17 protein-coding genes and 1 pseudogene are annotated in these 25339 nt (G+C 73.8%); 9 read left to right on the top strand and 9 right to left on the bottom strand.

From position 1 onward, the window contains the following. Positions 1-43 precede the first annotated feature (43 nt). The 5 genes from speB to ACZ7JZ_RS14605 all read left to right on the top strand — a co-directional run bounded on the left by speB (position 44) and on the right by ACZ7JZ_RS14605 (position 8874). Positions 44-1024, top strand: a complete 981-nt coding sequence (speB, locus tag ACZ7JZ_RS14625) for an agmatinase (RefSeq protein WP_470938200.1) — start codon at positions 44-46, stop codon at positions 1022-1024. A 23-nt stretch (positions 1025-1047) separates the two neighbouring features. Then, the gene (locus ACZ7JZ_RS14620; RefSeq protein WP_470938198.1) at positions 1048-2730 is read left to right on the top strand and encodes a thiamine pyrophosphate-binding protein; all 1683 of its coding nucleotides are present in this window, start codon (positions 1048-1050) and stop codon (positions 2728-2730) included. A 134-nt stretch (positions 2731-2864) separates the two neighbouring features. Continuing rightward, a complete protein-coding gene (locus ACZ7JZ_RS14615; protein WP_470938195.1) occupies positions 2865-6737 on the top strand; it encodes an ABC transporter ATP-binding protein in 3873 nt (1290 codons plus the stop codon). A gap of 83 nt (positions 6738-6820) precedes the next feature. After that, complete coding sequence (locus tag ACZ7JZ_RS14610) at positions 6821-7288, top strand: hypothetical protein (RefSeq protein WP_470938193.1); 468 nt, start codon at positions 6821-6823, stop codon at positions 7286-7288. A 152-nt stretch (positions 7289-7440) separates the two neighbouring features. Continuing rightward, positions 7441-8874, top strand: coding sequence for a S28 family serine protease (locus tag ACZ7JZ_RS14605; RefSeq protein ID WP_470938190.1), 1434 nt, complete (start codon positions 7441-7443; stop codon positions 8872-8874). Between the two features lie 100 nt (positions 8875-8974). Here ACZ7JZ_RS14605 and ACZ7JZ_RS14600 read toward each other — a convergent pair whose 3' ends face one another. The 3 genes from ACZ7JZ_RS14600 to ACZ7JZ_RS14590 all read right to left on the bottom strand — a co-directional run bounded on the left by ACZ7JZ_RS14600 (position 8975) and on the right by ACZ7JZ_RS14590 (position 13045). After that, on the bottom strand, positions 8975-10774 hold the full coding sequence (locus tag ACZ7JZ_RS14600) for a glycoside hydrolase family 3 protein (RefSeq protein WP_470938187.1): 1800 nt from the start codon (positions 10772-10774) through the stop codon (positions 8975-8977). Between the two features lie 65 nt (positions 10775-10839). After that, positions 10840-11880 (bottom strand): esterase-like activity of phytase family protein, encoded by a 1041-nt coding sequence (locus tag ACZ7JZ_RS14595; RefSeq protein WP_470938184.1) that lies wholly within the window; start codon positions 11878-11880, stop codon positions 10840-10842. Positions 11881-12109: 229 nt separating this feature from the next. Continuing rightward, on the bottom strand, positions 12110-13045 hold the full coding sequence (locus ACZ7JZ_RS14590) for a LysR family transcriptional regulator (RefSeq protein ID WP_470938181.1): 936 nt from the start codon (positions 13043-13045) through the stop codon (positions 12110-12112). A gap of 82 nt (positions 13046-13127) precedes the next feature. On the opposite strand from ACZ7JZ_RS14590, the gene ACZ7JZ_RS14585 reads away from it, so the two are divergent. Further along, positions 13128-14105, top strand: a complete 978-nt coding sequence (locus tag ACZ7JZ_RS14585) for an EamA family transporter (protein ID WP_470938178.1) — start codon at positions 13128-13130, stop codon at positions 14103-14105. Here ACZ7JZ_RS14585 and ACZ7JZ_RS14580 read toward each other — a convergent pair. After that, positions 14056-14559 (bottom strand): annotated as a pseudogene (locus tag ACZ7JZ_RS14580) (GNAT family N-acetyltransferase); the annotation flags it as partial. The gene ACZ7JZ_RS14585 and the pseudogene ACZ7JZ_RS14580 overlap by 50 nt on opposite strands. 87 nt (positions 14560-14646) lie before the next feature. Continuing rightward, the gene (locus ACZ7JZ_RS14575; RefSeq protein WP_470938175.1) at positions 14647-15090 is read right to left on the bottom strand and encodes a DUF937 domain-containing protein; all 444 of its coding nucleotides are present in this window, start codon (positions 15088-15090) and stop codon (positions 14647-14649) included. Between the two features lie 296 nt (positions 15091-15386). On the opposite strand from ACZ7JZ_RS14575, the gene recD2 reads away from it, so the two are divergent. Next, the gene (recD2, locus tag ACZ7JZ_RS14570) at positions 15387-17621 is read left to right on the top strand and encodes an SF1B family DNA helicase RecD2 (protein ID WP_470938172.1); all 2235 of its coding nucleotides are present in this window, start codon (positions 15387-15389) and stop codon (positions 17619-17621) included. Positions 17622-17799: 178 nt separating this feature from the next. Next, the gene (locus ACZ7JZ_RS14565; RefSeq protein ID WP_470938169.1) at positions 17800-19089 is read left to right on the top strand and encodes a citrate synthase; all 1290 of its coding nucleotides are present in this window, start codon (positions 17800-17802) and stop codon (positions 19087-19089) included. Positions 19090-19544: 455 nt separating this feature from the next. Here the strand turns inward: ACZ7JZ_RS14565 and ACZ7JZ_RS14560 are convergent, their stop codons facing one another. Together ACZ7JZ_RS14560 and ACZ7JZ_RS14555 are read right to left on the bottom strand one after the other, a co-directional pair. Further along, positions 19545-21851, bottom strand: a complete 2307-nt coding sequence (locus ACZ7JZ_RS14560; RefSeq protein WP_470938166.1) for a heavy metal translocating P-type ATPase — start codon at positions 21849-21851, stop codon at positions 19545-19547. 131 nt (positions 21852-21982) lie between these two features. Then, complete coding sequence (locus tag ACZ7JZ_RS14555) at positions 21983-22285, bottom strand: heavy-metal-associated domain-containing protein (protein WP_470938163.1); 303 nt, start codon at positions 22283-22285, stop codon at positions 21983-21985. Between the two features lie 251 nt (positions 22286-22536). On the opposite strand from ACZ7JZ_RS14555, the gene ACZ7JZ_RS14550 reads away from it, so the two are divergent. Then, positions 22537-23751 carry a cation:proton antiporter gene (locus tag ACZ7JZ_RS14550; RefSeq protein WP_470938668.1) on the top strand — a complete coding sequence of 405 codons (1215 nt, stop codon included), beginning with the start codon at positions 22537-22539 and terminating at the stop codon, positions 23749-23751. Positions 23752-23857: 106 nt separating this feature from the next. Here the strand turns inward: ACZ7JZ_RS14550 and ACZ7JZ_RS14545 are convergent, their stop codons facing one another. Then, on the bottom strand, positions 23858-24058 hold the full coding sequence (locus ACZ7JZ_RS14545) for a helix-turn-helix transcriptional regulator (protein WP_470938160.1): 201 nt from the start codon (positions 24056-24058) through the stop codon (positions 23858-23860). Between the two features lie 233 nt (positions 24059-24291). Next, a complete protein-coding gene (locus tag ACZ7JZ_RS14540) occupies positions 24292-25305 on the bottom strand; it encodes a Gfo/Idh/MocA family protein (RefSeq protein ID WP_470938157.1) in 1014 nt (337 codons plus the stop codon). Between the last annotated feature and the right edge of the window lie 34 nt (positions 25306-25339).

The raw sequence follows: 25339 nt of genomic DNA, 5'->3' as shown, positions 1-25339 counted from the left end.
CACCCCTCGCCCCGGCCGCAGAAGAAGAAGGGCACACACGCCGATGACCACCGAGCGCAACGAGCAGCAGACCCCCCGCGGTCCCGTCGACTCCTCCCGCATCCCGCGCTACGCCGGCCCCGCCACCTTCGCCCGGCTGCCCCGCCTGGACGAGGTCGGATCCGCCGACGTCGCCGTCGTCGGCGTGCCCTTCGACTCCGGCGTCTCCTACCGCCCCGGCGCCCGCTTCGGCGGCAACGCCATCCGCGAGGCCTCGCGCCTGCTGCGCCCGTACAACCCGGCCCAGGACGCCTCCCCCTTCGCGCTCGCGCAGGTCGCGGACGCCGGCGACATCGCCGTGAACCCCTTCAACATCAACGAGGCCGTGGAGACGGTCGAGGCCGCCGCCGACGAGCTCCTCGGCGCCGGCTCCCGCCTGATGACCCTCGGCGGCGACCACACGATCGCCCTCCCCCTGCTGCGCTCGGTCGCCAAGAAGCACGGCCCCGTCGCCCTGCTGCACTTCGACGCGCACCTCGACACCTGGGACACCTACTTCGGCGCCGAGTACACGCACGGCACGCCGTTCCGCCGCGCCGTCGAGGAGGGCATCCTCGACACCGAGGCCCTCTCCCACGTCGGCACCCGCGGCCCCCTGTACGGCAAGCAGGACCTCGACGACGACGCCAAGATGGGCTTCGGCATCGTGACCTCCGCCGACGTCTACCGCCGCGGCGCCGACGAGGTCGCCGACCAGCTGCGCCAGCGCATCGGAGACCGCCCGCTGTACATCTCCATCGACATCGACGTGCTCGACCCGGCCCACGCGCCCGGCACCGGCACCCCCGAGGCGGGCGGCATGACCTCCCGCGAGCTGCTGGAGATCATCCGCGGCCTGTCCTCCTGCAACCTCGTCTCCGCCGACGTGGTCGAGGTCGCCCCGGCGTACGATCACGCGGAGATCACCTCCGTCGCGGCCTCCCACACCGCGTACGAGCTGACCACGATCATGAGCCGCCAGATCGCGGCCGCCAAGGGCAAGTAGGGCACAAGGAAGGCGCACAGCGCGTGACGCACGACCACGACCTGGTACTCCGTCCCACCGAGGCGCAGAAGGCCGCGGCCCTCGCGCCGCCGCCCGGCCGCACCGGGGCGGACCTGGTCGTGGAGACCCTCCAGGGGCTGGGGGCCGGTACGGTCTTCGGCCTGCCGGGGCAGCACGCGCTGGGCCTCTTCGACGCCGTACGCCGCCACGGCCTGCGCCTGATCGGGCTGCGGACCGAGAACAGCGCCGGCTTCGCCGCCGACGCCTACGGCCGCATCACGGGCGAGGCGGCGCCCCTGCTGCTGTCCACCGGGCCCGGGGCGCTGACCTCGCTCGCCGCCCTCCAGGAGGCCGCCGCCGCCTCCGCGCCCGTGGTCGCGATCTCCTCCCAGGTGCCCGCCGCGGGCCTCGGCGGCGGCCGCCACGGCTACCTGCACGAGCTGGGCGACCAGGCCGGGACCGTCCGCGGCATCGTGAAGTCCGTGCACCCGGTGCGCACCGCCTCCCAGATCCCCTCGGCCGTCGCCGCGGCCTGGGAGTCCGCGCTGACCGCCCCGCACGGCCCGGTGTGGGTGGAGATCCCCGAGGACGTGCTCCGCGCCGAGACGGTGGTCCCGCAGGTCACCGGCGTGGACGCGAGCCCGCACGAGCTCGCCCCGCGGCCCGAGCTCACCGCCCTCGCCGCGCACTGGCTGGAGAACGCCGCCCGGCCGGTGATCATCGCGGGCGGCGGGGTGGTCCGCGCCGACGCCTCGAAGAAGCTCCGCCAGCTCGCCGAACGGCTCGACGCGCCCGTCGTGACCACCTTCGGCGGCAAGGGCGCCTTCCCCTGGACGCACCCGCTGTCACTCCAGTCCTGGCTGGAGGACCGGTACATGACGGACTTCCTGGAGGACGCCGACGTCCTGCTGGTCGTCGGCTCCGGACTCGGCGAGCTGTCCTCGAACTACCACACCTTCCTGCCCTCCGGCCGGATCGTGCAGATCGACGCCGACCTCGGCAAGCTGGAGTCCAACCACCCCGCCCTCGGCATCCACGCCGACGCCCGGCTCGCCCTCCAGGCCCTGCTGGAGACGGTGGGGGAGCGGACCGACCCGCAGGCGCCCGAGCGGGTCCGCTCGGTCCTGGCCGCGGTCGCGGACCGGATCGCGGGCCAGGGGCTGGAGGCCGAGCAGCAGGTCCTGGCCGCCGTACGGGCCGCCCTGCCCGCGCGCTCGCCCTCCTTCTGGGACATGACGATCCTCGGCTACTGGGCCTGGTCCGCCTTCGACGCCCGGCACCCCAACACCATGCACTCGGCCCAGGGCGCGGGCGGCCTCGGCTACGCCTTCCCCGCCGCCCTCGGCGCCGCCGCGGCCGAGCCCGGCACCCCCGTCCTCGCCGTCTCCGGCGACGGCGGGGCCATGTACTCGATCGCGGAGCTGGCCACCGCCCGCCAGCACGACCTGGACGTCACCTGGCTGATCGTGGACGACGGCGGCTACGGCATCCTCCGCGAGTACATGACCGACGCCTTCGGCGCCGCCACCGGCACCGAGCTCGCCCGGCCCGACTTCGCCGCCCTCGCCGCCTCCTTCGGCGTCCCGGCCGTCACCACCACCCCCGGGGACCTCGCCGCGGACCTGAGGAAGGCCCTGGCGGAGCCCGGCCCCTCGGTGGTCGTGCTGCCCGCGGTCCTGCGGATGTTCGCGCCCACCCACCTCTGACCGCCCCCGCCGACCTGCCCGGGTGGCGGCCGGCGGCGCCCCGTGCGGCGCTGTGTGTGTTGCGGCGGGATGAAATCCGCCGCCGTGCGCGTTCCCGCTTCCGGCAGACAAGCAGGACGAACGGGGAGGCCCACGTGGCGGCGGCCAAGACAGCCGGAGACCGGAAAGAGAACGGCTGGGCCAGGAGACTGGCCCGGTACACCTGGCGGTACCGGCTCAACGTGCTGCTCGCGCTCGGGTCCTCCCTGGGCGGCATGGCGGTCATGGCACTGGTGCCCCTGGTCACCAGGGTGATCATCGACGACGTCATCGGGGACCGCACCCGCCCCATGGGCCCCTGGGCCGCCCTGCTGATCGGCGCCGCGGTCCTCGTGTACGTCATGACGTACATCCGCCGCTACTACGGCGGCCGCCTCGCCCTCGACGTCCAGCACGACCTGCGCACGGACATGTACGCGACGATCGCCCGGCTCGACGGCCGCCGCCAGGACGAACTGTCCACCGGCCAGGTCGTCGGCCGCGCCACCAGCGACCTCCAGCTGATCCAGGGCCTCCTCTTCATGCTCCCGATGACCATCGGGAACTTCCTGCTGTTCGGCATATCGCTGGCCGTCATGCTCTGGCTCTCGCCGATGCTGACCCTGGTCGCCCTGGCCATGGCCCCCGCCCTCTGGTTCCTCGCCAAGCGGAGCCGCCTCAAGCTCTTCCCCGCCACCTGGTGGGCCCAGGGCCAGGCCGCCGCCGTCGCCGGAGTGGTCGACGGGGCCGTCACGGGCGTCCGCGTGGTCAAGGGCTTCGGCCAGGAGCAGCAGGAGACCGGCAAGCTCCGCGAGGCCGGGCGCCGGCTCTTCGCCGGACGGCTGCGCACCATCCGCCTGAACTCCCGCTACACCCCGGCCCTCCAGGCCGTCCCCGCCCTCGCGCAGGTCGCCATGCTCGCCCTCGGCGGCTGGATGGCCACCCGCGGGCAGGTCACCCTCGGCACCTTCGTCGCCTTCTCCACCTACCTCGCCCAGCTCGTCGGCCCCGTCCGGATGCTGGCCATGGTCCTCACCGTCGGCCAGCAGGCCCGCGCCGGCGTCGAGCGGGTCATGGAGCTCATCGACACCGAGCCCACCCTCGCCGACGGCACGGTGGAGCTGCCCGCCGACGCCCCCGCGACCGTCGAGTTCGACGCGGTCTCCTTCGGCTACGACCCGCAGAGGCCCGTCCTCGACGGCCTCTCCCTGGCCGTCGCCCCCGGCGAGACCCTCGCCGTCGTCGGCGCCTCCGGCAGCGGCAAGTCCACCCTCTCGCTGCTCCTGCCGCGGTTCTACGACGCCACCGCCGGCACCGTCCGGGTCGGCGGCCACGACGTCCGCGAGCTCACCCAGGACTCCCTGCGCGCCGCCATCGGCCTGGTCCCCGAGGACAGCTTCCTCTTCTCCGACACCATCCGCGCCAACATCGCGTACGGGTACCCCGGGGCCACCGACGAGGAGGTGCGCACGGCCGCCCGCGCCGCCCAGGCCGACCGCTTCATCGAAGCCCTCCCCGCCGGGTACGCCACCAAGGTCGGCGAACAGGGCCTGACCCTCTCCGGCGGCCAGCGCCAGCGCATCGCCCTGGCCCGCGCCATCCTCACCGACCCGCGCCTGCTGCTCCTCGACGACGCCACCTCCGCGGTCGACGCCCGCGTCGAGCACGAGATCCACGAGGCCCTGCGGTCCGTCATGGCCGGCCGGACCACCCTCCTCATCGCCCACCGCCGCTCCACCCTGGCCCTGGCCGACCGGATCGCCGTACTCGACGGGGGGCGGCTCGCCGACCTCGGCACCCACGAGGAGCTGGAGCGCCGCTCCCCGCTCTACCGGCGCCTGCTGACCGACCCCGACGTGCTCGCCGCCGGATCCCCGGGCCGCTCCGGGACCGGAGCCGAACTCCTCGCGGGGCTGGACCGCGACCTCGCCCGCGATCTGGAGCGCGACCTCGAAGAGCTGGAGATCGAGGCCGAGATCGACGCCGAGCCGGTCAACGCCAAGCGGCGGGTCGCGGACGGGGTCACCCCCGAGCTGTGGCGCCGCGAGGCCCGCGGGGGCTCCGGCCCGGCGGCCCCCGCGGCCGCGGGCGGCGCCCCCGCCGCGGGACCGCGCTCCACGGCCGGGGCGGTGGCCGGGATGCCCGCCACCCCCGAGCTGCTGGCCCAGGTCGCCGCCCTGCCCCCGGCCCTCGACACCCCCGCGGTCGACGAGGACCGGGCCGCGGCCGCCGAGGACGGCTACAACCTCCGCCGCCTGCTGCGCGGCTTCTGGGCCCCGCTGGCCGTCAGCCTCCTGCTGGTCGCCGCGGACGCGGGCGCGGGCCTGCTGCTGCCCGTACTGATCCGGCACGGCATCGACGAGGGCGTCGAGCAGCTGGCCCTCGGGGCGGTCTGGGCCGCCTCGGCACTGGCCCTGCTGGTGGTCCTCGGCCAGTGGGCCGCGCAGTTCGCCGAGACCCGGATGACCGGGCGGACCGGCGAGCGGGTGCTGTACGCGCTGCGGGTCAAGATCTTCGCGCAGCTCCAGCGGCTCGGGCTCGACTACTACGAGCGCGAGCTGACCGGCCGGATCATGACCCGGATGACCACGGACGTGGACGCGCTCAGCACCTTCCTCCAGACCGGGCTGGTCACCGCGGTCGTCTCCGTCTTCACCTTCTTCGGCATCCTCGCCGCCCTGCTCGTCATCGACGTGCAGCTCGCGCTGATCGTCTTCGCCACCCTGCCGGTCCTGGTGGTCGGCACGGTCTACTTCCGCCGCAAGTCGGTGCAGGCCTACGAGCTGGCCCGCGACCGGGTCTCGCTGGTCAACGCCGACCTCCAGGAGTCCGTGGCCGGGCTGCGGATCGTGCAGGCCTTCCGCCGCGAGCGGGCCGGGGCCGCGCGCTTCGCCGAGCGCAGCGACTCCTACCGCGAGGCCCGGGTGCGCGGGCAGTGGCTGATCTCCGTCTACTTCCCCTTCGTCCAGCTGCTCGCCTCCGGGGCGGCCGCGGCCGTGCTGGTCGTGGGCGCCGGGCGGGTCGAGGCCGGGACCCTCACCACGGGCGCGCTGGTCGCCTACCTGCTCTACATCGACCTGTTCTTCGCCCCCGTCCAGCAGCTCTCCCAGGTCTTCGACGGCTACCAGCAGGCCACGGTCTCCCTGGGCCGCATTCAGGAGCTGCTGCGCGAGCCGACCACCACCCCCGCGGCCGAGCGGCCCCGCGAGGTGCCCGCCCTGCGCGGGGAGATCGCCTTCGAGGACGTGCACTTCCGCTACGGGACCGCCGAGGAGCGGGGCGAGAAGGGCGACGCCCTCGCCGGGATCGACCTGCACATCCCGGCCGGGCAGACCGTCGCCTTCGTCGGCGAGACCGGCGCCGGCAAGTCCACCCTCGTCAAGCTGGTCGCCCGCTTCTACGACCCCACCTCCGGCCGGGTCACCGTGGACGGCGCCGACCTGCGCACCCTGGACCTGACCGGCTACCGGCACCGGCTCGGGGTGGTCCCGCAGGAGTCGTACCTTTTCCCGGGCACGGTCCGCGACGCCATCGCGTACGGCCGGCCGGACGCGAGCGACGCCGAGGTGGAGGCCGCGGCCCGCGCGGTCGGCGCCCACGCGATGATCGCGACCCTGGAGGACGGCTACCTGCACACCGTCGCCGAGCGCGGCCGCAACCTCTCCGCGGGGCAGCGGCAGCTGATCGCCCTGGCCCGCGCGGAGCTGGTGGACCCGGACGTCCTGCTGCTCGACGAGGCCACGGCCGCCCTCGACCTGGCCACCGAGGCCCTGGTCAACCGGGCCACCGACCGGCTGGCCGGCAAGCGCACCACCCTCGTGGTCGCCCACCGGCTGACCACGGCGGCCCGCGCCGACCGGGTCGTGGTCATGGACCGCGGCCGGGTCGCCGAGGACGGTACGCACGCGGAGCTCCTGGCCCGCGGCGGGCGGTACGCGGAGCTGTGGCGGGCCTTCGCCGGCGAGGACGAACCGGCCACGGCGGCCTGATCGCGCTCCCCGCGGGGGTCCGGTGCAACCATGCCGGGCCCCCGTACGTCGTAGAGGGGTACACATGGCGGAGGGGAACAAGGGTGTTCGACGCGTGGGGCAGGGCGGGCGGCAGCGGCGGGACGGCGGACGCGGGCGGGCGGCGGCCGGCGGAGGGCCGCGGGGAGCCGGCGGGGCGCCGCCGGGCGGCCCGGCTGCTCGGGGTGTTCGCGCTGGGGCTGGCGCTGGGGATCGGCGCCCTGCCGGCCGTGCCCGCGCAGGCGGCCTCGGGCTGCCCGGGGCGGCACATGCGGACGCTGCCGTTCAGCACGGGCGAGGTCCGCGTGTACAAGACCCGTACCCACGCCTGCGCGGTCACGCTGCCCAAGCGGACGGGCGTCCGGCAGAAGATGAGCGTCAGCATCCAGCCGCGCGGCGGGGTGCCGGTGCGCGACAGCGGCCGGTTCACGCGGCTCGCCGGACCCGTGAGCGTGTACGCATTGAGCCGTTGTGTGTACGTTCGCGGCCAGGTCGGATCGGGTTCTGTCGATTCCGGATGGATCCTGTGCTGAATCCGATCGCGCGCTGAACAGGTCCTGATCTTGCGCTGATCGGGTCCTCATCCGGGACACGAGTGGCGCGAGGGCTCAACCAGGTCTGTTCAGGGGCGTGTTGACCCCGCTAGGTTTCACGGCGTTCCGCTGTGATTCCCAGGGGAGGGCGAATGCGCAAGGCGCTCAGATGGCTGCTGTCGCTCGTGGTGCTCATCGGCACCGTGGGCGTGGCCGGTTCGACGGCCGGGGCGGCCACCGCCGCCGGGTCCGAGACCGGCACGGACATCAAGGACCGGATCCTTTCGGTTCCGGGTATGAGCCTGATCGAGGAGAAGCCGTACCCCGGCTACCGCTTCTTCGTACTGAACTACACCCAGCCGGTCGACCACCGGAAGCCGACGGGTGCCACCTTCCAGCAGCGGCTGACCCTGCTGCACAAGGACACCACCCGGCCGACGGTCTTCTTCACCTCCGGATACCACGTCAACACCAGCCCGCGGCGCAGCGAGCCGACGACCATCGTCGACGGCAACCAGGTGTCGCTGGAGTACCGCTTCTTCACGCCCTCGCGCCCGCAGCCGGCCGACTGGTCCAAGCTGGACATCTGGCAGGCCGCCACCGACCAGCACCGCCTGTTCGCCCAGCTGAAGAAGATCTACGACAAGAAGTGGATCTCCACGGGCGGCAGCAAGGGCGGCATGACCGCCACCTACTACGAGCGCTTCTACCCGCGCGACATGGACGGCGTCGTCGCGTACGTCGCGCCCAACGACGTGGTGAACAAGGAGGACTCGGCCTACGACCGGTTCTTCGCGAAGGTCGGCACCAAGCAGTGCCGCGACCGCCTGAACGCCGTGCAGCGCGAGGCCCTGGTGCGCCGGACGGCCCTCCAGGCCAAGTACACGGCGTACGCGGCCGAGAACGGCTACACCTTCACCACCGTCGGCACCATGGACAAGGCCTACGAGGCCGTCGTCCTCGACTACGTGTGGGCCTTCTGGCAGTACAGCCTGCTGTCCGACTGCGGCACCGTCCCGGACGCGAAGACCGCGACCGACCAGGAGATCTGGGACAGCATCGACGCCATCTCCGGCTTCTCCTTCTACACCGACCAGGGCCTGGAGCCGTACACCCCGTACTACTACCAGGCGGGCACCCAGCTGGGCTCCCCGGACATCAAGCTCCCGCACCTCAAGGGCCTGACCCGGTACGGCTACCAGGGGCCGCGCAACTTCGTCCCGGCCGCCATCCCCATGAAGTTCGAGCCGCAGGCCATGCGCGACGTGGACCTGTGGGTGCGCAACAACGCCCGCCACATGCTCTTCGTGTACGGGCAGAACGACCCGTGGGGCGCCGAGCCCTTCCACCTGGGCTACGGCTCGCGCGACAGCTACGTGATGACCGCCCCGGGCGCCAACCACGGGGCCCGCGTGTCCCAGCTCCCCGCCGAGCAGCAGACCCTGGCCACGGCCAAGATCCTGCAGTGGGCCGGGGTGGCCCCGGCCGCCGTCCTGAAGGGCGAGGCCAAGGCCAGCCCGCTGGCCAAGGCGGACCTGAAGCTCGACCGCCGCGACCTGGAGCGCGAGCCGCAGCTGCGGCCGTGACCCGCGCGAGGTGAGGCGGCGGCCCCCGGACCCCCGGAAGCGGAGGGTTCCGGGGGCCGCCGCCTACCCGCCTCCCGCCTGCTGCTTCCCGTCTGGGCGGCTACCCGCGCAGCCCGTGCCCCAGCGGATAGCGCCCCGGGACCGGCACCGGCAGCCGGCCCGCCGGGGCCGTGCGCCCCGCCAGCACCCGCGCCGCCGCCCGCAGTTCCACGTCCGTCCAGGCGTACGTGGCCAGGGCCGCCGAGACCTCGGGCAGCCGGGCCGGGTCGTACGGGTTGCGGACCGCCAGGGTCACCACCGGGACCCCGGTCGCCACGAGCGCCCGTACCAGCGCGTGCTGCGGGCCCCCGGACTCCGGGACGTTGTACGTCAGCACGAGGACCGCGTCCCGCCCGCGGGACGCCGCCACCGCCCGCGCCACCGCTGCCCCGTCCGGGGACAGGCCGGTGGGCAGGGCCTCGGCGGTGAAGCCGAGCGCGGCCAGCTCCCGGGCGAGCACGGCCGGAGGCGGTCCGGTGGTCCCGCTCGGGGAGGCCGGATCGGCGCCCGTGACCAGCAGCCGCGGCCGGGTCCGCGGGGACAGCGGGAGCAGGCCGCCCGGATCGGCCAGCAGGGTGGTGCCGCCCGCGGCCGCCGCGTCGGCCGCCGCCAGGTGGGCCGGGGCGCCGACCGTGGCCGCCACCCGCTCCGCCGAGGTGAACGGCGAGGCGAAAAGCCCCCGCCGCGCCTTGAGCGCGAGGATGCGCAGCACCGACTCCTCCACCCGCTCCCAGGACAGCTCGCCCGAGCGCACCGCCGCGAGCACCGAGCGCACCGCGAGCCGCAGGTCGGGCGGGTTCAGCAGCTGGTCGCAGCCGGCCTTCAGGGCCAGTACGGGCACCCGGTCGTCCCCGTACCGCTGCCGTACGCCCGCCATGTCGAGGGCGTCGGTGACCACCACCCCGCGGAAGCCGAGGCGGCCGCGCAGCAGCCCGGTGACGATCGGCCCGGACAGGGTGGCCGGGTCCCCGGAGGGGTCGAGGGCGGGGAAGACGATGTGCGCGGTCATCACCGCGTCCGCCCCGGCCGCCACGGCGGCCCGGAACGGCGGCTCGTCCAGCTCCTCCCACTGCGCCCGCGTGTGCCGCATGACGGGCAGGCCCAGGTGGCTGTCGGTCTCGGTGTCCCCGTGCCCGGGGAAGTGCTTGGCGGTGGCGCTTACCCCGGCCGACTGGTAGCCCCGCACCTGCGCCGCGACCAGCCGGGCCACCGCCCGCGGGTCCGCGCCGAAGGACCGTACGCCGATCACGGGATTGGCCGGGTTGACGTTCACGTCGGCGACCGGGGCGTAGTCCTGGCGGATGCCCAGCGCGGCCAGTTCGGCCCCGGCGACGGCGGCGGCGCGCCCGGCCAGCGGCGGCGAACCGGCCGCCCCGAGGGCCATCGCCCCCGGGAAGAGGGCCGCGGGCCGGCCGATCCGGGTGACGATCCCGTGCTCCTGGTCCACCGACAGCAGCAGGGGGATCCGGGAGGGACCGGCCAGCGCGGCCCGCTGGAGACCGTCGGACAGCTCCGCGATCTGCTGCGGGTCGCGGGTGTTGCCGGCCCAGGAGAAGTAGACGATCCCGCCGACGTGGAGCTCCGAGACCAGCTCGGCGGCGGTGGACACCCCGAAGGCGGCCCGGTTGGCCTCGGCGTCGGCCGGGTCGGGATCGGTCGCGGAGTGCCCGTACGCGCGCGTGACGAACAGCTGCCCCACCTTCTCGGCCGGGGTCATCCCCGCGACCAGCCGCCGGAGCCAGGCGGGCGGCGCCCCCGGCCGCTGCGTCTCGGAGGGAAGGGCGGCGGCGGACCCGGGCCCCGCGACGGCTGCCAGGGCGGCCGCGGCGAGCAGGGCGCGGCGGGAGGCGTGGTACGGCATCCGCGCACGCTACTGCCGCGCCCGCCCCGGGCCCCGGGGGACACCCTCGCGGTCCCCCGGAGGAGCTACGCCAGGCCGCAGAGGCGGACCGTCAGGTGGTACAGGCGGGTGGTCTGGGCCGCGTTCTGGTTGTCGTCGCTGGCCAGCAGGACGCGCAGGGCGCCCGTGGGGGTGCGCCCGGTGACCGCCATCGACTCGATGTTGTCCAGCAGCGGGTTCGGCTGGGTCTGCTTGGCCGTGGCGCCCATCGAGGGGCAGTCGGCCAGGTCCGCGAGCAGGGTCTTGCGGACGGCGGAACCGGCCTGCGCCGCGTCGAGCACCGGTACCGCGCTGACGTCGGCGGCCCCGGCCAGGTCGGCCAGGTACAGGCGGACGGTGTTGCCGACCCCGGACTTCCAGCCGCGCTCCAGGACCAGCAGCCGGCCGTCCGGAACGGCCGTCACCTCGCTGATGCCGAGGCCGGCGTCGGCACGGTAGCCGTGCTGGGCGGCGGTCCGGAACTCGCCCGTCTGCCAGGACTTCCGCCAGGTCTGGAGCCGCAGGAAGCCGGCCTCGTCACCGGTGAGCGCCCCCTCCATCGCGGCGACCAGGGTGCGGCCGCCGGACAGCAGGGTCAGGCCCTCGAAGGTCTGGTTCACCACGGCCCGCCCCTGGGGGGCCGGGCGCAGGGACTCGGGCACGGGCAGGCTGCCGGTCAGGCGGCCCGCGCGGTCGTAGCGCCGTACCGAGGGCTCGGTCTCGGAGGACACCAGCCGGGACCCGTCGCGCTCCACGGCCAGGCCTTCGGCGTCGAGGTCCGCGCCGTTCTCGTCGGCGAGCCGCACCACGCCCGTGGGCCGCAGGGTGTCCCGGTCGAGCGAGAACAGCTGGGAGCGGTCCGAGACGGCCAGGACCGGGCCGCCGCCGGCGTCCACCGCGAGACCGGAGAAGTTGCCCACGAACTGGTCCTGGAACGTGGTCTTGTCGAGGGCGTCGGAGAAGGACTCGGCGCGGACGGCGGCGGAGCAGGGGCCGCCCGGGGCGGTGTCCGCCGCCGCCGGAGCCGTCAGGGCGCTGGCGAAGACGGCCAGGGTGCCGACGGCGGTGCCTATGGTGCGGATGCGCATGGAGAGCCCCTCTGAGATGGTCCGAGCTGTGAAGACGGGCGCCGGGAAGCCGGTGCCGCCGGTGACCCTAGGCCGGAGGGCGGTGCCCGGCCACGGGTCCGCGGGGAGCCGGTGACCCGTCTGTGCCGGTTCGCCCGCCGGTTCGCCCGGTAGGTCCCCCTTGCCGCCCGGAATCCTTGAGCGGGCGTCAGGCGGGCCCGGAGCGGAGCCCGGTGGTCCGGGGGGACCGTCAGGCGCTGGGCGGCCGCAGGTCCGGCGGCGGCCAGTGGGCGCGCAGGGTGCGGACCGTCTCCGAGATGGCGGGGCGGCGGGCGGCCCCCGTCCGCCACAGGGCGTACAGGCGGCGGACGGGCGCGGGTTCCAGGGGTACGGGGACCACGCCGGGCGGCAGGGTCCAGGTGCCCAGCCGCGGGACCACGGCCACGCCCAGACCGGCGGCCACCACGGCGAGCACGGTGTGGTTCTCCTCGGCCACGTGGGCGATGTCCGGCTCGTGGCCCCCGGAGCGCAGGGTGCGCATGAGCCAGTCGTGGCAGACGTGGTTCGGGGGCTGGCAGATCCAGCGCTGGCCGCCCAGTTCGGAGAGGTGCACCGGCCCGCCACGCCCGTGCGCGCGCACCGCGAAGGGGTGGTCCGCCGGCACGAACAGGTCGCACCGCTCCTCACCGATCTGCTCCTGCCCCACCCCCTCGGGCGCGGGCAGCGGCGCGATGTCCCAGTCGTGCGCCACGGCCAGGTCGGTCACCCCGCGGGCCACCAGGTCCACCGACAGGTGCGGGTCGACCTCCGTCATCCGTACGTCCAGGGCGGGGTGACGGCGCGCCAGGTCGGCGAGCACCTGCGGCAGCAGCCCCCGGGCGGCCGAAGCGAAGGCCGCCACGGTCAGCCGCCCGCTGGGCCGCCCCCGCCGCTCCTCCAGCGCCGTCTCGGCCTTCTCGACGATCGCGAGGAGCTCCTGCGCCGTGTCCGCCAGGTGCCTGGCCTCCTCGGTGAGCGCGATCCCGCGGCCGCGCCGCTCCAGCAGGGTGGTGCGGGTCTCCCGCTCCAGTTTCGCGATCTGCTGGGAGACGGCGGAGGGCGTGTAGCCGAGGGCGGCCGCGGCGCCCGCGACCGAGCCGTGGACGGAGACGGCGTGGAGGGCGCGCAGCCGGGCGAGGTCGAGCATGGGGCAATCGTAAGCACTGCTACATCCGACCCGGTAGAACTAGGCGCTGGTGCTTCACGGTCGGGGCGCAGATGCTCGCTTCATGCGTCCCGTACACCTTGCACTCGCCGTACTCGTCGCCGCCGTCTGGGGCGTCAACTTCACCGTCATCGAGATCGGGCTGGACCAGTTCCCGCCGCTGCTCCTCAACGCGCTGCGCTTCCTCGGCGCGGCCCTGCCCGCGGTCTTCCTGGTGGGCCGGCCGAAGGTCGCGTGGAAGTGGGTGCTGGGGGTCGGACTGGCCCTGGGCGTGGCCAAGTTCGGGCTGCTGTTCTCGGGGATGGCCGCCGGGATGCCGGCCGGGCTGTCCTCGCTGGTGCTCCAGGTCCAGGCCGTCTTCACCGCGGTGTTCGCGGCGGTGGCGCTGGGGGAGCGGCCGGGCCGGGTGCGGGCGGCGGGGATGGCGGTGGCCCTCGCGGGCATCGCGGTGGCGGCCGTGGACCAGGGGGCCTCCGGCCCGGTCGCCGGCTTCGTGCTCGTGGTCGCGGCGGCCGCCTGCTGGGGGGTGTCGAACGTGCTCACCCGCCGGGCGGCCCCCGCCGACGCGCTGAACTTCATGGTCTGGGTGTCCACGGTCCCCGTCCTGCCGATGCTCCTGCTCTCCCTGCTGCTGGAGGGCCCGGAGCGGGACCTGCGCGCCCTGCGCTCGCTGGACTGGGCGGGGGCGGGCGTCCTGGTGTACGTGGCGTGGGTGTCGACGGTGTTCGGCTTCGGGGTGTGGGGGTACCTGCTGCGCCGCTACCCCGCCTCCTCGGTGGCGCCGTTCACCCTGCTCGTACCGGTCTTCGGGATGTCCTCGGCGGCCCTGGTCCTGGGGGAGGGGATGAGCGGGCTGCGCTGGACGGCGGCCGTCCTGCTGGTCGGCGGGGTGGCGCTGACCTCGCTGGGGCCGGTGCGGGAGCGCGCGGCCGGGGCGCGGGCGGCCGCGGACCCGGGGGGCGGCCCGGGTACGGGCGCGGGCGCGGCCGGGGTCAGTGCGGGGAGCCCCCGTGAAGGGGCAGCCGCCAGTCCTGGCCGGTGAGGTCGGCGCCGAAGGAGCGGTGCGGCTTCTCGGACACCAGGGTGAATCCGGCCCGCTCGTACAGGACCCGGGCGGGGGCGAGCACGTCGTTGGTCCACAGCACGAGCTCCCGGTAGCCCGCCCCGCGGGCGAAGTCCACCACCGCGCCGACCAGCAGGGCGCCCACGCCGCGGCCGCGGGCGGCCGGGTCGACGAGCAGCAGGCGCAGCCGGGCCGTTGCGGGCGCCGCGTCGTCCCGTACGCACATCACGCAGCCGACCGGGGCCCCGTCGAGTTCGGCGATCCACACCCGCTCCAGGTGCGGGGCGTGGTCCTCGGCGAAGTCCGCGACGATACGGGCGACCAGGCCCTCGAACTCGGCGTTCCAGCCGTACTCGGCGGCGTACAGGGCGCCGTGGCGCTGGACGATCCAGCCCAGGTCGCCCGGCTCGGGTGCGCGCAGTCTGACCGTGTCGGCGGTGTCCACGCCGGTGAGGATAGCGCGGGGCCCGGGGGCGCGGGGCGGTTGCGCCGCGGGCCCGCCCGGACCCGCGGCGGGGTCTCAGAGGCCCGGTGCGGCCGGGCCGCCCTTCTTCTGCGCGGCCCGCTTGGTGAGCACGGCGAGCAGGACCGGGATCAGGAGTTCGATCACGCGGCTGACGGTGGGGGCGGGGATGCCGGTCTTCTTGGAGACCGCGGCCGCCACCGGCTTTCCGATCTTGGCCAGCACCCCGGCCATGAGGCCGCCGCCCAGCAGGCCGCCGCCGAGCGCGGCCACGCCCTGGAGGGGCGGCTCGGAGACCTCGGCGAAGGCCTCGCGCACCTCGGACGCGTCCCCGTCCTGCGCGGCCGCCTTCTCCTGGAGCCCGCCGCCGAGGGCCGAGGCGGTCGTCTGGACCACGTCGCGGGCCCCGTCGGCGTCGGTGCCGAGGAGCCCGGCGATCTCGGTGAGCCGGTCGTCGCCGAGCTCGGCGAGCACGTCGTTCTCGAAGGAGTCATCACTCATGCCCGAAACGCTACGTCCGTCCCGATACGGCGGCACCTTGGGTAACGAAGAAATAAATCCGGAACCGGAGTGCAACCGTTCCGCCCGTCCGGAAGTCGTACATGGCGTCGGCACTTCCGGGAGGGGACCCGGGGGGGGATCGGGAAGGGCCGGCACGGGGGGAACGGGGGAGGGGAAAACCGAGGGGGTTCCGGCCGCGGAGGCAGGGACCCCCTCGCTGTCCCCGCGGCCGTGTCCGCAAGGGGAGTTGTCCACAGGCCCGGTGGGGTGTCGGCGGGCGGCGGTAACGTCGGGGCATGTCGAATCTGGCGGTGGTGGAGGGGGTACTCGAGCGGATCACGTACGCCAACGAGGAGAACGGCTACACCGTCGCCCGGGTGGACACCGGCCGCGGCGGCGGAGATCTCCTCACGGTGGTCGGATCCCTGCTCGGGGCGCAGCCCGGGGAATCGCTGCGGATGGAGGGCCGCTGGGGCTCCCACCCGCAGTACGGCAAGCAGTTCACCGTGGAGAACTACCGCACGGTCCTGCCCGCCACCATCCAGGGCATACGCAGGTACCTGGGCTCGGGCCTGATCAAGGGCATCGGCCCGCGCATCGCCGACCGCATCGTGGAGCACTTCGGCACGGACACGCTGGACGTCATCGAGCGGGAGCCGAAGCGGCTCGTCGAGGTGCCCGGGCTGGGGCCCAAGCGGACCAGGATGATCGGGGCCGCCTGGGAGGAGCAGAAGGCCATCAAGGAGGTCATGGTCTTCCTCCAGGGCGTCGGGGTCTCCACCTCCATCGCCGTGCGCATCTACAAGAAGTACGGGGACGCCTCCATCTCGGTGGTGCAGAACCAGCCCTACCGGCTCGCCGCCGACGTGTGGGGCATCGGCTTCCTGACCGCCGACCGGATCGCCCAGGCCGTGGGCATCCCCCACGACAGCCCCGAGCGGGTCAAGGCCGGCCTCCAGTACGCCCTGTCGCAGTCCACGGACCAGGGGCACTGCTTCCTGCCCGAGGACCGGCTGATCGCCGACGGGGTCAAGCTCCTCCAGGTGGACACGGGCCTGGTCATCGACTGCCTCGCGGAGCTGGCCGGGCCGGACGAGGGGGTGGTCCGCGAGCAGGTCCCCGACCCGCAGGGCGGTCCGCCGATCACGGCGGTGTACCTGGTCCCCTTCCACCGGGCGGAGCTCTCCCTGACGGGGCAGCTGCGCCGGCTGCTGGGGGCCGCCGAGGACCGGATGCCCGGCTTCCGGGAGGTCGACTGGGACCGCGCCCTCGCCTGGCTGGCGAAGCGCACGGGCGCGGAGCTCGCCCCCGAGCAGCGCGACGCCGTCCGGCTGGCCCTCACCCGCAAGGTCGCCGTGCTCACGGGCGGCCCCGGCTGCGGCAAGTCCTTCACGGTCCGCTCGATCGTCGAGCTGGCCCGGGCCCGCAGGGCCAAGGTGGTCCTCGCCGCGCCCACGGGCCGGGCCGCCAAGCGGCTGGCCGAGCTGACGGGCGCCGAGGCGTCGACGGTCCACCGGCTGCTGGAGCTCAAGCCGGGCGGGGACGCGGCGTACGACCGGGACCGCCCGCTCGACGCCGACCTCGTGGTGGTGGACGAGGCCTCGATGCTCGACCTCCTCCTGGCGAACAAGCTCGTGAAGGCCGTGGCCCCGGGGGCGCACCTGCTGCTCGTCGGGGACGTGGACCAGTTGCCCTCGGTCGGCGCCGGCGAGGTGCTGCGCGACCTGCTGGCGGAGGGCGGCCCCGTGCCCGCCGTACGGCTCACGCGGATCTTCCGCCAGGCCCAGCAGTCCGGCGTGGTGTCCAACGCCCACCGCATCAACACGGGCCTGCCGCCCCTGACGGACGGGCTGCCGGACTTCTTCCTCTTCCCCGAGGAGGACACGGAGGCCGCCGGCCGGCTGGCGGTGGACGTGGCCGCCCGTCGGATTCCGGCCAAGTTCGGGCTCGACCCGCGGCGGGACGTGCAGGTCCTGGCCCCGATGCACCGGGGCCCGGCGGGCGCCGGCCATCTGAACGGACTGCTCCAGCAGGCGGTCACGCCGGCCCGGCCGGACCTGCCGGAGAAGCGGTTCGGCGGCCGGGTCTTCCGCGTGGGCGACAAGGTCACGCAGATCCGCAACAACTACGACAAGGGCGCCAACGGGGTCTTCAACGGCACCGTGGGGGTGGTCACCGCGCTGAGCGTGGACGACCAGCGGCTGACGGTGCGCACGGACGAGGACGAGGAGGTGGTGTACGAGTTCGACGAGCTGGACGAGCTGGCGCACGCCTACGCCGTCACGATCCACCGCTCCCAGGGGAGTGAATATCCCGCGGTCGTGATCCCGGTCACGACGGGGGCCTGGATGATGCTCCAGCGGAACCTGCTCTACACGGCCGTCACCCGGGCAAAGAAACTGGTCGTACTGGTGGGTTCCCGCAGGGCTCTCGGCCAAGCGGTGCGTACCGTTTCCGCAGGCAGGAGGTACACGGCGGTGGCCCCCAGGCTGTCCGGCCGGCTACCGGTGGGAAACATCACCCAAGGATGATCGATCATTGGGGTTTCCTCCGCCGGTCCGGAGGGGGCAGTATGTGCAGGTTGACGGCACTCAGTGCCGCCAAAGGGCCCGATGGCCGACCCCGAGTGCACTCTCCTGCGCCAAATGGGGGAAGGTAGAGGCAGTCAGGGCACCTCGAAGAAGAGGCACTACGTCGGTGAGGGATGACGTGAGCGACAACTCTGTAGTACTCCGGTACGCGGACGGTGAATACACCTACCCGGTGGTCGACAGCACCGTAGGCGACAAGGGCTTCGACATCGCGAAGCTGCGGGCCCAGACCGGTCTGGTCACCCTGGACAGCGGCTACGGGAACACCGCTGCCTACAAATCCGCAATCACCTACCTCGACGGCGAGCAGGGCATCCTGCGCTACCGCGGGTACCCGATCGAGCAGCTCGCCGAGAAGTCGACCTTCATCGAGGTCGCGTACCTGCTCATCAACGGCGAGCTCCCGACCGTCGACCAGCTCGCGTCGTTCCGCAACGAGATCACCCAGCACACGCTCCTGCACGAGGACGTGAAGCGCTTCTACGACGGCTTCCCGCGGGACGCGCACCCGATGGCGATGCTGTCCTCCGTCGTCAGCGCCCTGTCGACCTTCTACCAGGACAGCCACAACCCGTTCGACGACAAGCAGCGCCACATCTCGACGATCCGGCTGCTGGCCAAGCTCCCCACCATCGCCGCGTACGCGTACAAGAAGTCGGTCGGCCACCCGGTGGTCTACCCGCGCAACGACCTCGGCTACGTCGAGAACTTCCTGCGCATGACCTTCTCCGTGCCGGCCCAGGAGTACGAGCTCGACCCGGTCGTCGTCTCGGCCCTCGACAAGCTCCTGATCCTGCACGCGGACCACGAGCAGAACTGCTCGACCTCCACGGTCCGCCTGGTCGGCTCCTCGCAGGCCAACATGTTCGCGTCGATCTCCGCCGGCATCAGCGCCCTGTGGGGCCCGCTGCACGGCGGCGCCAACCAGTCCGTGCTGGAGATGCTCGAGGGCATCCAGCGGGACGGCGGCGACGTCGACGCCTTCATCCGCAAGGTGAAGAACAAGGAGGACGGCGTCCGCCTGATGGGCTTCGGGCACCGCGTCTACAAGAGCTTCGACCCGCGCGCGAAGATCATCAAGGCTGCGGCCCACGACGTCCTCTCCGCCCTGGGCAAGAGCGACGAGCTGCTGGACATCGCGCTCAAGCTCGAAGAGCACGCGCTGGCCGACTCGTACTTCGTCGAGCGCAACCTCTACCCGAACGTGGACTTCTACACCGGCCTGATCTACCGGGCCATGGGCTTCCCGACCGAGATGTTCACCGTGCTCTTCGCGCTCGGCCGGCTCCCCGGCTGGATCGCCCAGTGGCACGAGATGATCAAGGAGCCGGGTTCCCGCATCGGCCGTCCGCGCCAGATCTACACGGGCGAGGTCCTGCGCGACTTCGTCCCGGTCGAGGCCCGCTGACCGCAGGCCGCTCCGGGCCGCTGACCCCGCGTGAGGCGCGGCGGCCCGCACCGGACAAGAGAAAGGCGCCCCGCCGTCGATCCCCCCACGGGTCGACGGACGGGGCGCCTTCCGGTTCCCCGGTACGGATTCCCCCCACGGGATCCGAGCCGGGTGTCGGCGGGGAGCGCAGCGCTCCACGGGTGTTCTGCCGGGACCCGTACGCTTCGGGAGGGCCGCTCAAAGCTCCCCGCGAGGCACGTGCCCCGGCCGGCAGATGCCCGGACGTCCCCCAAGACATCCGTCGAGCGTCCCCCAAGACGTTCGCGGCATCGCCTCATTAGACTCGCCACACCCCCCGATGGTTACGCTCCCCTCACTGTGATCTGTGTCTCTCGTGAAGGAGCCGTGGGGGACGTGCGAAGGCCGCCCCCCTTGAGGAGGCGGCCTTTTGTCGCAGTGTCAGGGCCGGGAGCTCAGCGGAACGACCGCAGCCGCAGGCTGTTGGTCACCACGAACACCGAGGAGAAGGCCATCGCCGCCCCCGCGATCATCGGGTTGAGCAGTCCGGCCGCGGCCAGCGGCAGGGCGGCGACGTTGTAGCCGAAGGCCCAGAACAGGTTGCCCTTGATGGTGGCCAGGGTCCGGCGGGACAGCCGGATCGCGTCCGCCGCCACCCGCAGGTCCCCGCGCATCAGGGTGAGGTCACCGGCCTCGATGGCCGCGTCCGTGCCGGTGCCCATCGCGAGCCCCAGGTCGGCCTGGGCCAGGGCCGCGGCGTCGTTGACCCCGTCGCCGACCATGGCGACCGTACGGCCCTCGGCCTGGAGCCGCCTGACCACGTCCACCTTGTCCTGCGGCAGCACCTCGGCGATGACCTCGCCGATGCCCACCTCGCGGGCCACGGTCTCCGCGACGGCCCGGTTGTCCCCGGTCAGCAGCACCGGGGTGAGCCCCAGGGCGCGCAGCCGGGCCACGGCCTCGGCGCTGGTGTCCTTGACCGCGTCGGCCACCGTCAGCACGCCGCGGGCGGCGCCGTCCCAGGCCACCGCGACCGCCGTGCGGCCCTCCGCCTCGGCCCCGGCCTTGGCCCGGGCCAGTGCGGCGGGCAGTTCGATCGCCCAGTCGGCCAGCAGCTGCTCGCGGCCGACGAGCACGGCGCGGCCGTCCACGACCCCCTGCACGCCGAGCCCGGCGAGGTTCTCGAAGCTCTCGGGGACCGGCAGGGCGCCGGCCCGCTCCACGGCCCCGGCGGCCACCGCACGGGCCACGGGGTGCTCGGAGGCGTGCTCCAGGGAGCCCGCGAGGCGCAGCAGTTCGCGCTCGTCGGTGCCCTCGGCGGTGAAGACCTCGCGCAGGGCCATCTTCCCGGTGGTGACCGTGCCGGTCTTGTCCAGGACGACGGTGTCCACGCGCCGGGTGGACTCCAGTACCTCGGGGCCCTTGATGAGGATGCCGAGCTGGGCGCCGCGGCCGGTGCCCACCATCAGCGCGGTCGGCGTGGCCAGCCCCAGGGCGCAGGGGCAGGCGATGATCAGTACGGCCACGGCGGCGGTGAAGGCGGCGGCGGGGTCGTCGGTGGCCAGCAGCCAGCCCACCCAGGTGGCGAGGGCCAGGACCAGGACCACGGGGACGAAGACCGCGGAGATCCGGTCGGCGAGCCGCTGGACGGCCGCCTTGCCGTTCTGGGCGTCCTCGACGAGGCGGGCCATCCGGGCCAGCTGGGTGTCGGCGCCGATACGGGAGGCCTCGACGACCAGCCGGCCGGAGGTGTTGACGGTGGCTCCGGTGACCGGGTCGCCGGCGGTGACGTCCACGGGTACGGACTCGCCGGTCAGCATCGAGGCGTCGACGGCGGAACTGCCCTCCACGACCGTGCCGTCGGTGGCGATCTTCTCGCCCGGACGCACCAGGAAGCGGTCGCCGACGGTGAGTTGCGCGACGGGGATCCGCACCTCGGCGCCGCCGCGCAGCACGGTCACGTCCTTGGCCTCGAGCTCCAGCAGGGCCTTCAGGGCGGCCCCGGCCTTCCGCTTGGAGCGGGCCTCCAGGTAGCGGCCGAGCAGGATCAGCGTGACGACCCCGGCGGCGACCTCCAGGTAGATGGTGGAGGAGCCGTCGGTGCGCGAGACGGTGAGGTCGAAGCCGTGCCGCATGCCGGGCATCCCGGCGTGTCCGAAGAACAGGGCCCACAGGGACCAGCCGAAGGCGGCGAGGGTGCCGACGGACACGAGGGTGTCCATGGTGGCCGCGCCGTGCCTGGCGTTGGTCCAGGCGGCCCGGTGGAAGGGCGCGCCGCCCCAGACCACCACGGGGGCGGCGAGGGTCAGGGAGAGCCACTGCCAGTTGTCGAACTGGAGCGCCGGGACCATCGCGAGCAGGACGACCGGCGCGGAGAGCAGCGCGGAAACGATCAGGCGGTGGCGGGAGGCCGCGAGCTCCGGGTCGGCGGAGGGCTGCGCCGCGGTGGTCCCCGCGGGCTCTCCGGGGGCCGCGGAGGGGTCCGGGGCGGCCGGGGGCGGCGGCTCGGCGGCCGTGTAGCCGGTCTTCACCACGGTGGCGATCAGGTCCGCGACCTCGGTGCCGTCCGGGTAGGCGACCTTCGCCTTCTCGGTGGCGTAGTTCACCGTGGCGGTGACGCCCTCCATGCGGTTGAGCTTCTTCTCGATGCGGGCCGCGCAGGAGGCGCAGGTCATCCCGCCGATCGTGAGCTCGACCTCGTGGGCCGGGGCCCCGGCGGCCGGTGCCGTCGTCGGTTCTTCGTGCACGGTGCTGCTGCTCATGTCCGAGCTCCAGGGGGAGGGCCGGACCGTACGGGACCAGTATCAGCTGGCCGGCGCGGTCCGGCGGAAAAGCAGGGGGTGGGGCGGTGCGGACGGTCCGCGGTGCCGTGCGGGCGCCGCGCCCGCGCGGGTCAGGCCCCGGCGAGCTCGTACCCGGCCTCGTCGACGGCCGCGCGGACGGCCTCCGGGTCGAGCGGGGCGGTGGAGACCACCGTGACCTCGCCGGTGGCGGCGACGGCCTTCACGGCGGTGACGCCCGGGAGGGCCGAGAGCTCCTGGGTCACGGCGCCCTCGCAGTGGCCGCAGGTCATCCCGGAGACCTGGTACACCGCGGTGACGGTGCCGACCTGGAGCGTGCCCGCGCCGTCCTGGCAGGAGCCGGTGCTGGAGCAGCAGGAGGAGGCCGGCTGCTGGGTTTCGGTCTCGGCGGTCATCTCGTTCTCCTCATTCGGGGCGTACAGGGTGCACGGGGCTTGCGGGGCGTACGGGACGGCTTCGGTGCGCCCTTCCGAGCGTACGAAGTCAGTCGGCGGGAGGCCGCGGGCGGTTCCGTCCGCCTCCCACTGAGGAGAACACTATACCCCTAGGGGGTATTCCACCTAGCGTCTCGCGGGTTCCGTCCGCGCGGGGCGGGGCGGCCGTGTCGGAATGGACAAGACGCCCGTGCCATAAGTAAATGGCACGTATGGCGCATGCGGGGACGCTCATCCTGATCATGGCGATCGCCGTGCTGGCGCCGCTGATCGCATACGGCCTGGGCCGGTGGGTCGCCGTACCCCTGGTCATCTTCGAGATCCTGCTCGGCATCCTGGTCGGCCCCGACGTACTGGGCTGGGCCCGTACGGGTGAAGCCGTCGACGTGCTCTCGGAGCTGGGCCTGGCCATGCTGATCTTCCTCGCGGGGTACGAGATCCAGTTCGACCAGGTGCGGGGCGACACGCTGAGGCGCTCGGTCTGGGCCTGGCTGGCCGCCCTGGCGATCGGGCTCGCGCTCGGCGTGCTGCTGGCCGGCGGCGGCTTCGCCAAGGGCGTCTACATCGGCACCGCGCTGACCAGCACCGCCCTCGGCACGATCCTGCCGGTGCTGCGGGACTCCGGCGGGCTGGGCGGCCGCTTCGGCTCGGTGGTGATGGCGATGGGCGCGGTCGGCGAGTTCGGGCCGATCATCGCCATGGCCCTGCTGCTGAGCGGGCGCAGCCCCGGGGTCTCCACGGTGCTGCTGGCGGCGTTCGCGCTGCTCACGGCCGTGGCCGTGCGGTGGGCGCTGCGCCCCAAGCCGCCCTGGTTCTCGAACGTGATCGCCAAGACCCTGCACAGCAGCGGCCAGTTCGCGGTGCGGCTGGTGGCGCTGCTCCTGATGCTGATGCTGGGCCTGGCGGAGGTGATGGGGCTCGACGTACTGCTCGGGGCCTTCGCCGCCGGCATGGTCACCCGGCTGATCCTCCAGGGGGCCGCCCCGGACAGCAGCGAGGTGATCCTCTCGAAGGTCGAGGCGATCGGCTTCGGTTTCCTGGTGCCGCTGTTCTTCGTGGTCACGGGGATCGAGTTCGACCTCGACGCGCTGCTGTCGGGTGGCCGCGCCCTGGCCCTGCTCCCGCTGTTCCTGGCCCTGTTCCTGCTGGTGCGCGGGCTGCCGATCTGGTTCCTGGCCCCGCGCGACCTGGGCCGGCGCGACCGCGGGGCGCTGGTCCTCTTCGGTTCCACGGCCCTGCCGCTGGTCGTGGCCATCACCACCCTCGGCGTGGACGACGGGGCGCTCGACCCGGGGGAGGCCGCCGCCCTGGTCGGCGCGGGCATGGTCTCCGTACTCGCCTTCCCGCTGCTGGCGCTGAAGTGCCGGGCGGGCCAGGGCGGCAGCATCCGCCCGGCCTCGCGGGCCGGCGGGCAGGAGAGCTGGTGACCACCGGCTGCGGGCCGGGCCCGGGGAGGCCGGAGCCGGTGCCCGGGCGGGTCGGCTGACCCGCCGGGCGGTCCGGGCGCTCACTCCGGGCGCTCACTCCCGCTGGTCATTCCGGGCGGCGGCCCCGGTTGCCGGGGCGCTGGGCCACCCAGGTGCGGATCGTATCGGCGTACCAGTACGGCTTCCCGCCCTCGACGTGGTCGGGGGGCGGCAGCAGCCCGTGCTTGCGGTACGAGCGCACGGTGTCCGGCTGGACCCGGATGTGGGCGGCGATCTCCTTGTACGACCACAGCTTTCGGTCGGTCATCTGCGGCACCTCCTTGTCCACGCCGCACGGGCGGCCGGGAGGCCGTCGGGGGAGCCGGGGCGGGGACGCTGACGATCACTCAGCCTGTGCCCCGAGAACGACGCCCGCCGATCCCGGGGGAGGGGCTGTCGACCGGCTGTGACGGAAGACCCGCGTAATGCGGACATGCGTGACAAGACGTCGACCCCTGTGACACAGGCAGCACATGCGGCACAGGGGTCGGCGGGACGGGATCAGCGGTAGAGCGGGGGCCTCTCCGCCAGCTCGACGGGGGTGCGCACCCCCGTGCGCTGGGCCCGGATCCCGGCCTCGCTCACGGCGGCGGCCGCGTACCCGTCCCAGGCGTCGGGGCCCTCCACCACCCCCCGCCGCACGGAGTCCGCCCAGCGGCGCAGCTGCCGGTCGTACGCATCGGCGAAGCGGACCGTGTAGTCCTGCACGATGGACCCGCCCCAGCGGCCGCCGGACTGCACCACCATGGCCGCCCCGTCACCGATGCGCGCACTGCCGGACTCGCAGACCGCCTCGCACTGCACCTGGTAGCCGAACCCGCAGTTCACGAAGATCTCCACGTCCACGATCACCCCGCCGTCGGTCTCCAGCAGGACGAACTGCGGATCGCGCAGCCCGGCCGGAGCCGTGGAGGCGGAGGCGGGGGAGAGGACCGTCACGGCCGTCACCTCCTGCCCCAGCAGCCAACGCGCCGCATCCACCTCGTGCACCACCGAGTCGTTCACGAGCATCTCGGAGGTGAAGAAGGAGGGGGAGGACGCATTGCGGTGCCGGCAGTGCAGGAAGAGCGGCCGCCCCAGCTCCCCCGCCCCCAGCACCGCCTTGAGCTGCCCGTACTCCGCGTCGTACCGGCGCATGAACCCGACCTGCACCCGCCGCCGGCCCGCGCGCTGCTCGGCTTCCACCACCCGCAGCGCCCCCGCCGCGTCCGGGGTCAGCGGCTTCTCGCACAGCACCGGCAGGTCCCGCGCGAAGCACTGCAGCAGCGCCTCCTCGTGCGCCGCACCGGGGGAGGCGATCAGCACGGCGTCCACCCCCGGAGCTGCCAGCGCAGCCTCCGGGTCGGTGTGCACGGAACAGCCCTCCAGCCCGGCCGCGGCCTCCTTCGCCCGGTCCCCGTCCGGATCCGCCACGGCCGCCACCCGCGCCCCGCTGACCATCCGCTCGATGCGCCGCACGTGGTCGGCGCCCATCCTCCCCGCACCGATCACGGCGATACCCAGCGTGCTGCCCATCTCTTCTCCCCCTCCTCGGGGGCGGCGGAAAGGC

It is taken from the genome of Streptomyces sp. NPDC038213 (assembly GCF_055600495.1).
This window is presented reverse-complemented; position numbering and strand designations above follow the sequence as displayed.